Here is a 7,533-nt window from a genome sequence, read left to right on the forward strand (position 1 = left end):
TGCCTGCCCGGGGACGGCGCAGTAGCGTCGCCCCCGTGACGACGACGCCGCCCGAGCAGGGCCACCCGGGGGAGCAGGTCCCGCTGTTCGACGACCCGGTCGCCGCTGCCCGGGACGCGGTGGGCTACCGCGGCCCGCAGGCCTGCGCCGCCGCCGGCGTCACCTACCGCCAGCTCGACTACTGGGCCCGCACCGGCCTGCTGCGCCCCAGCGTGCGAGGCGCCCAGGGCTCGGGCACGCAGCGGCTCTACTCCTTCCGCGACATCGTCGTGCTCAAGATCATCAAGCGCCTGCTCGACACAGGTGTCTCGCTGCAGCAGATCCGGGTGGCCGTCGAGGCCGTCGCGGACCGTGGCGCGGACGACCTCGCCTCGCTGACCCTCATGTCCGACGGCGCCTCGGTGTACGAGTGCACGAGCGACGACGAGGTCATCGACCTGGTGCGCGGCGGGCAGGGCGTCTTCGGCATCGCCATCTCCAGCGTGTGGCGCGAGGTGGAGGGCAGCCTGTGCGAGCTGCCCGGTGCCGACGAGCGCGAGGGCGTGGTCGACGAGCTGGCCGCCCGGCGCGCGAGCCGCGGCGCCTGAGGCGGCACGGGCCCGAACCCTCCTCGGCGGGGGCGTGACGTAATACACTCGCCGGTGCCGTCGACCCCGCAGGGGAGAGTCCCGCACCGGGACGCCGAAGGAGCAACCTCCCCGGAATCTCTCAGGCCCACGGACCCTGCGCGGTGAGGCAACTCTGGCCGGCCCCAGTGCCCACAGAGGGGGAGAGATCGTGACCCACGCAGCGACTCCAGGAGGACCCTTGGTTCCCGACGGCACCACGCCCACCCCCGCGCACGAGGCCACCGAGGCCCCCGTGTTCGACGCCAGCGACGAGCTGGGCCTGCACCACGAGCCCGACTTCGTGGGGCGCCACATCGGCCCCCGCGACGAGGACGTGGCCCACATGCTCGAGGTGATCGGCCAGCCCTCGCTGGACGCCATCATCGCCAAGGCCGTACCGGGCGCCATCCAGGGCGACGAGCAGCTGCCGATGTCGGCGGCCCCCACCGAGCAGGCCGCCACCGCCGAGCTGCGCGCCTACGCCGAGCGCAACACCGTGGCCCGCTCCATGATCGGCCTGGGCTACTACGGCACCCACACCCCGCCGGTGATCCTGCGCAAGATCCTGGAGAACCCGGCCTGGTACACCGCGTACACGCCCTACCAGCCGGAGATCTCCCAGGGCCGCCTCGAGGCGCTGCTGAACTTCCAGACCATGTGCTCCGAGTTGTCGGGCCTCACCACCGCCGGGGCCTCCCTGCTCGACGAGGGCACCGCTGTGGCCGAGGCGATGACGGTGATGCGCCGCACCGCCAAGGTGGGCGCCAAGGACAACTCCGCCGTGCTGCTGCTGGACTCCGGCCTGCTGCCGCAGTCCATCGCCGTCACCGAGACCCGCGCCGAGCCGCTGGGCATCCCGGTGGTCGTGGCCGACCTGGCGGGCGTGGACTCCGTCGAGGGCCTGCGCGCCGCCGCCGGCGACCGCGACGTGTTCGGCGTCATCGTGCAGTACCCGGCCGTGGACGGTGCGATCCGCGACTGGTCGGCCCTGGCCGAGGCCGTCCACGAGGCCGGCGCCCTGGTGACCGCCGCCGCGGACCTGCTGGCCCTCACCCTGCTCACGCCCCCCGGCGAGTGGGGCGCCGACGTGGTGGTGGGCACCACCCAGCGCTTCGGCGTGCCGATGGGCTTCGGTGGCCCGCACGCCGGCTTCATGGCCGTCCGCTCCGGCCTCGAGCGCACCCTGCCGGGCCGCCTCGTGGGCGTCTCCAAGGACGACGAGGGCAAGGTGGCCTACCGCCTGGCCCTGCAGACCCGCGAGCAGCACATCCGTCGCGAGAAGGCCACCTCCAACATCTGCACCGCCCAGGTGCTGCTGGCGGTCATCGCCTCCATGTACGCGGTGTGGCACGGCCCGCAGGGGCTGCGCTCCATCGCCCGCGACGTGCACGGCAAGGCCCGCCGCCTGGCCGGCTCCCTCTCCTCGGCCGGCCTGGAGGTCGTGCACGAGGACTACTTCGACACCCTGGCCGTCCGCGTGCCGGGCCAGGCCGGCAACATCGTGGCCGCCGCCCGCCGCGAGGGCGTGCTGCTGTGGAAGCAGGACGAGGACACGGTGCTGGTGAGCGTGGACGAGACCACGCTCTCGGCCGACCTCGAGGTCGTCGCCGAGGCCTTCGGCGTCTCGCTGGCCGACCGCCTCGGCCCGGCGATGGAGCTCACCTGGCCGCAGCAGCTGCAGCGCACCAGCGACTTCCTCACCCCCGAGGTCTTCCACGTGCACCGCTCGGAGACCCAGATGCTGCGCTACCTGCGCGAGCTCTCCGAGCGCGACTACGCGCTGGACCGCGGCATGATCCCGCTGGGCTCCTGCACCATGAAGCTCAACGCCACCACGGCGATGGAGCCCATCACCTGGCCGGAGTTCGCCAACCTGCACCCCTTCGCCCCGGCGGAGCACTCCGAGGGCATCCGTGCCCTCATGGACGAGCTGAGCCAGTGGCTGTGCGACATCACCGGCTACGACGCCGTCTCGCTGCAGCCCAACTCCGGTGCGCAGGGCGAGCTGGCCGGCCTCATGGCCATCCGCGCCTACCACGCCTCCCAGGGCCAGGAGCACCGCGACGTCTGCCTCATCCCGGCCTCCGCGCACGGCACCAACGCGGCCTCGGCGGTCATGGCCGGCATGAAGGTGGTCGTGGTGAAGACCGCCGAGGGCGGCGACATCGACATGGACGACCTGCGCGCCAAGGTGGAGAAGCACGGCCCCCAGCTGGCCGCCATCATGGTGACCTACCCGTCCACGCACGGCGTGTTCGAGGACACCATCGCCGACCTGTGCGGCCTGGTGCACGACGCCGGCGGCCAGGTCTACGTCGACGGCGCCAACCTCAACGCCCTCATCGGCGTGGCCCGTCCGGGCAAGTTCGGCTCGGACGTCAGCCACCTCAACCTGCACAAGACCTTCACCATCCCGCACGGTGGTGGCGGTCCGGGCGTGGGCCCGATCGGCGTGCGCGAGCACCTGGCGCCCTTCCTGCCCAACCACCCGCTGGTGCCCGGCGCCGGCCCGGCCACCGGGGTCGGCCCCATCGCCGCGGCCCCGTGGGGCTCGGCGAGCATCCTGCCGATCCCGTGGGCGTACATCCGCATGATGGGCTCGGCCGGCCTGAAGAAGGCCACCCGCGTGGCCATCCTCTCGGCCAACTACCTGGCCAAGCGCCTCGACGAGCACTACCCGGTGCTCTACACGGGCAACGAGGGCCTCGTGGCCCACGAGTGCATCCTCGACCTGCGCCAGATCACCAAGGACACCGGCGTCACCGTGGACGACGTGGCCAAGCGCCTCATCGACTACGGCTTCCACGCCCCGACCATGTCCTTCCCGGTCTCCGGCACGCTCATGGTGGAGCCGACGGAGTCGGAGTCGCTCGACGAGCTGGACCGCTTCGTGGACGCGATGGTGGCCATCAAGGCCGAGATCGACGCGGTGGGCCAGCAGGGCGACGCCGACGACTCGGTGCTGCGCCACGCCCCGTACACCGCCCGCTCGATGGCCGGCGACTGGCCGTACTCGTTCACCCGCGCCGAGGCCGTGTACCCGGCCGGCGTGAACCCGGCGACCAAGTACTTCCCGCCGGTGCGCCGCATCGACGGCGTGTACGGCGACCGCAACCTGGTCTGCTCGTGCCCGCCGCCGGAGGCCTTCGAGGACTGACCTGCTGCGCGGCAGGGGCCCTGTCCGGGTCCCTGCCGGCGCGGGACGGCGCCCCCGTCACGTGGGACCGGCCACCCTGTGGTGGCCGGTCCCACGTGCTTGGATGGAGCCCCGCACGGCGAAAGGCAGGACCATGGGCGCAGAGGTCGAGAAGACCGAGTACTCCTCGGCGGACCGGGTGCGGTTCCGCGAGGAGGTCAACCACGAGCTGGAGACCTTCACCTGGCTGCTCGCGCACGCAGAGTTCGACTCCACCTTCCCCAAGATCGGGATCGAGATGGAGCTCAACCTCGTGGACGCCGACATGCAGCCCTCCCTCAACAACGAGGCGGTGCTGGGGCACCTGGGGGAGCACTTCCAGTCCGAGCTGGCGCGCTTCAACATCGAGGTGAACGTGGAGCCGCGCCCGGTGGCCACGGGTGCCTCGCCGTCGCTGGAGCACGTGGTGCTGCACCACCTGCAGGAGGCGCACGACGCGGCCGACGCCGAGGGCTGCCGCATGGTGCCCATCGGCATCCTGCCCACGCTGCGCGAGGAGCACCTGGTAGGGGAGTGGATCTCCGCCGGCTCGCGCTACCGGGCCCTGGAGAACGCGTTGCTCAAGGAGCGCGGCGAGGGCGCCACCATCGACATCACCGGCCCCACCGGGGAGCGAGTCAAGCAGTACACCGAGACCATCGCCCCCGGCGCCGCGGCCACCTCGCTGCAGCTGCACCGGCAGGTCTCGCCGGAGAGGTTCGCCACCTTCTGGAACGCCGCCCAGCTGGTGGCCGCCGTGCAGGTGGCGGTGGGTGCCAACTCGCCCTTCCTGTTCGGCAAACGGCTGTGGGCCGAGACCCGCATCCCGCTCTTCGAGCAGATGATGGACACGCGCACGCCGGAGCTGCGCAACCAGGGGGTGAAGTCCCGGGCCCTGTTCGGGCGCGACTGGATCGCCACCCCGGCCGACCTGTTCCGGGAGAACATCGGCTCCTACCCGGGCCTGCTGCCCGAGCTGTTCGAGCTGCCCTCCACCGAGGGTGGTCCGAGCAGCGACCGCTCCGGGGCCGGCAAGGGGCGGGCCCCCAAGCTGCCGCGCCTGATGCTGCACAACGGCACGGTGTGGCGCTGGAACCGCGGCATCTACGACGTGGTCGACGGCGTGCCGCACCTGCGCGTGGAGAACCGCGTGCTGCCGGCGGGCCCGACTGCGGCGGACACGATGGCCAACTGCGCGCTCTACTACGGGCTGCTGCGCACCCTGGTGGACACCACCCCCGAGCCGTGGCTGGGCTTCAGCCACGCCGAGGCGGAGCGCAACTTCTACGCCGCGGCCGAGCACGGCATCGAGGCGGAGCTGGCCTGGCCGGGCACCACCGGCACGATGCCGGTGACCGAGCTGGTGGCCGAGCACCTGCTGCCGCTGGCGCACGCCGGCCTGGTCTCCGGGGGCACCACCTCCGAGGACGCCGACACCTACCTGGGCACGGTGCGGCGCCGCTGCGAGAAGCGCACCAACGGCGCCACCTGGCAGGTGCAGGCCGTCGAGCGGCTGGAGGCCCGCGGCCTGGACCGCGACGCGGCGCTCACCGAGATGACGCGCCTGTACTGGGAGGCCAACGCCACCCACCAGCCGGTGGACCAGTGGGAGCTGCCCGCCTGAGACCCGCTCAGGGCGCCAGGTTCCACCGGTGGACGGTGGGCGTGGTGCGGTGGTGCCCGAGCACGCTCAGGCTGCCGGCCTCGAGCTCCAGGGCGTCGGCCAGGTAGGGCGTCTGGCGCAGGTACACCGCGGCCAGCACGCGCAGGTGGTGCCCGTGCCCCACGAGCACCACGTCGCCGTGTTCCAGGTGGCGCCACACCCGCCCCAGCACCCGGCTGGCCCGGGCGGCCACCATCTCCACCGTCTCGCCGGGGGTCTCGCCCGGTGGCACGCCGTCGAAGACGGTCCACCCGGGGCGGCCCTCGGCCTGCGCCTGGGCGGTGGTGCGGCCCTCCTCGGCGCCGTAGTCCCACTCCACGAGGTCGGCGTCCAGCGCGTCGGGCTCCAGGCCGGCCAGGCGGGCGGTCTCGGTGGCGCGCTGCAGCGGGGAGCAGCGCACGTGCACCAGGTCGTACTCCGCGAGCAGGTCGGGCAGGCCGCCGACCGCGGCGCGTCCGGCCCCGGTGAGGGGCAGGTCGGTGAGCCCGGTGTGCCGGCCGGCCCGGGACCACGCGGTCTCGCCGTGGCGCACCAGCAGGAGCCGGCCCCGGCCGGGCTCGGAGGGACGCACGTCCACCGGGCCGGCGTCGGCGTACCGGTGGAGGCCGCCCAGGGTGGCGGCGGCCGAGGCCCTGGTCACGCTCGGGCCGGTGGGCGAGGCGGTCTTCGCGTCGGGCTCCATGTGCGGCAGGCTATGCCCCATGAGCAGCGAGACCCCGACCCCGCCCAGCCCCCGCTCGGTCCGTCTGGAGCGCACCGACTTCGCCACCTTCACCGTGACCAACGAGCGGGGCGCCAGCATCACCATCGGGGACGGGAGCGATGCCGACTTCACCCCGGTGGAGCTGCTGCTGGCCGCCGTGGCCGGCTGCTCGGCCATCGACGTCGACTTCATCACCCACAAGCGCGCCGAGCCGGAGTCCTTCGTGGTGGAGGCCCGGGGCACCAAGGTGCGCGACGAGGACGGCAACCACCTGACCGACGTGCAGGCGGCCTTCGACGTGACCTTCGCCGAGGACGAGGCCGGCCGGGCCGCCACCGAGGTGCTGCCGCGGGCCGTGGCCTCCTCGCGCGACCGCCTGTGCACCGTGAGCCGCACCGTGGCCCTGCCCACGCCGGTGGAGTTCACCCTCGCCGACGGCCGGTCGGTGGAGTGAGCGCCCGGCGCCTGACCTTTCTCGACGCGCTCACCATCGGCCTGGCGGCCATGGTGGGCGCGGGGGTGTTCGGGGTCTGGGGCCCGGCCACCGCCGCCGCGGGCGCGTGGCTGCTGCCCGCTCTGGCCGTGGCCGCGCTCGTGGCCTGGTGCAACGCCAGCTCCAGTGCCCAGCTCGCCGCCCGCCACCCGGGGGCCGGGGGCACCTACCTCTACGGCCGGGAGCGGCTCTCCCCGTTCTGGGGCTACCTCGCCGGGTGGTGCTTCGTCGTCGGCAAGACCGCCTCCTGCGCCGCGATGGCGATGGTGGCCGGCTCCTACCTGTGGCCCGGCCGGGAGCAGCTGCTCGGGGTGTTCGCCGTGGTCGCGCTCACGGCCGTCACGCTCGGCGGCGTCGTGCGGTCGGCCCGGGTGGCGCGCGTGGTGGTGGGGCTGGTGCTCCTGGGCATCGTGGGCACCCTGCTCGTCTCGTGGTTCCTGCCGCCGGACCCCACCCTGTGGACCCCCACCCGCGATGCCGCGGTGGTGCCGGGCCGTCCCTCGCCGCACGGGCTGCTGCAGGGCGCCGGGCTGCTCTTCTTCGCGTTCGCCGGGTACGCCCGCATCGCCACCCTGGGCGACCAGGTGGTCGAGCCGCGCCGCACCGTCCCGCGGGCCGTCGCGTGGGGCCTGGGCACTGTGCTGGTGCTCTACGCCGCGGTGGCGGTGACCCTGCTGGCGCGCCTGCGACCGGAGGGCATCGTGGCCAGCGCCGCCCCGTTGCGCGACCTGGCCGGGGGCGCGTCCTCCTGGTGGGCCGTGGTCGTCGGCGTGCTCGCCGGGCTGGCCGCCGTCGGGGCCCTGTGGGCGCTGCTGCTGGGCGTGGCCAGCACCCTCAAGGCGATGGGGCAGCGCCGCGACCTGCCGCCGGCCCTGGGCGTCACCGCCACCG

The 7,533-nt window shown here is 73.6% G+C and carries 6 protein-coding genes and 1 riboswitch; of the genes, 5 read left to right on the forward strand and 1 reads right to left on the reverse strand.

The genetic code is table 11. The features are described 5' to 3' along the window. The 3 genes from HMPREF3099_RS03415 to HMPREF3099_RS03425 all read left to right on the forward strand — a co-directional run. On the forward strand, positions 1–587 hold a 587-nt coding region (locus tag HMPREF3099_RS03415; protein WP_371327506.1), incomplete at its 5' end, for a MerR family transcriptional regulator. Positions 588–648: 61 nt separating this feature from the next. After that, positions 649–734: riboswitch (glycine riboswitch) on the forward strand. Positions 735–861: 127 nt separating this feature from the next. Further along, positions 862–3,765 (forward strand): aminomethyl-transferring glycine dehydrogenase, encoded by a 2,904-nt coding sequence (gene gcvP / locus HMPREF3099_RS03420; RefSeq protein ID WP_070703971.1) that lies wholly within the window; start codon positions 862–864, stop codon positions 3,763–3,765. Between the two features lie 133 nt (positions 3,766–3,898). After that, positions 3,899–5,407, forward strand: a complete 1,509-nt coding sequence (locus HMPREF3099_RS03425; protein WP_070703964.1) for a glutamate-cysteine ligase family protein — start codon at positions 3,899–3,901, stop codon at positions 5,405–5,407. Positions 5,408–5,414: 7 nt separating this feature from the next. Here HMPREF3099_RS03425 and HMPREF3099_RS03430 read toward each other — a convergent pair whose 3' ends face one another. Continuing rightward, a complete protein-coding gene (locus tag HMPREF3099_RS03430) occupies positions 5,415–6,128 on the reverse strand; it encodes a histidine phosphatase family protein (protein WP_083323460.1) in 714 nt (237 codons plus the stop codon). Positions 6,129–6,147: 19 nt separating this feature from the next. Between HMPREF3099_RS03430 and HMPREF3099_RS03435 the strand changes: the two genes are divergently transcribed. Both HMPREF3099_RS03435 and HMPREF3099_RS03440 read left to right on the forward strand, forming a co-directional pair. After that, positions 6,148–6,603: an OsmC family protein gene (locus tag HMPREF3099_RS03435; RefSeq protein WP_070703966.1), complete on the forward strand. Its 456-nt coding sequence runs from the start codon at positions 6,148–6,150 to the stop codon at positions 6,601–6,603. After that, positions 6,600–7,533: APC family permease (locus HMPREF3099_RS03440; RefSeq protein WP_070703968.1), on the forward strand; the 934-nt coding region annotated here is incomplete at its 3' end. The genes HMPREF3099_RS03435 and HMPREF3099_RS03440, both read left to right, overlap by 4 nt.

The sequence above is a fragment of the Kytococcus sp. HMSC28H12 genome (genome assembly GCF_001816045.1).
GTDB lineage: Bacteria > Actinomycetota > Actinomycetes > Actinomycetales > Dermatophilaceae > Kytococcus > Kytococcus schroeteri.

Bases quoted from the DNA above. Each gene is read 5' to 3' on its own strand.
- HMPREF3099_RS03425 (WP_070703964.1), top strand. From the start codon at position 3,899: ATGGGCGCAGAGGTCGAGAAGACCGAGTACTCCTCGGCGGACCGGGTG.
- HMPREF3099_RS03430 (WP_083323460.1), bottom strand. From the start codon at position 6,128: ATGGAGCCCGACGCGAAGACCGCCTCGCCCACCGGCCCGAGCGTGACC.
- HMPREF3099_RS03435 (WP_070703966.1), top strand. From the start codon at position 6,148: ATGAGCAGCGAGACCCCGACCCCGCCCAGCCCCCGCTCGGTCCGTCTG.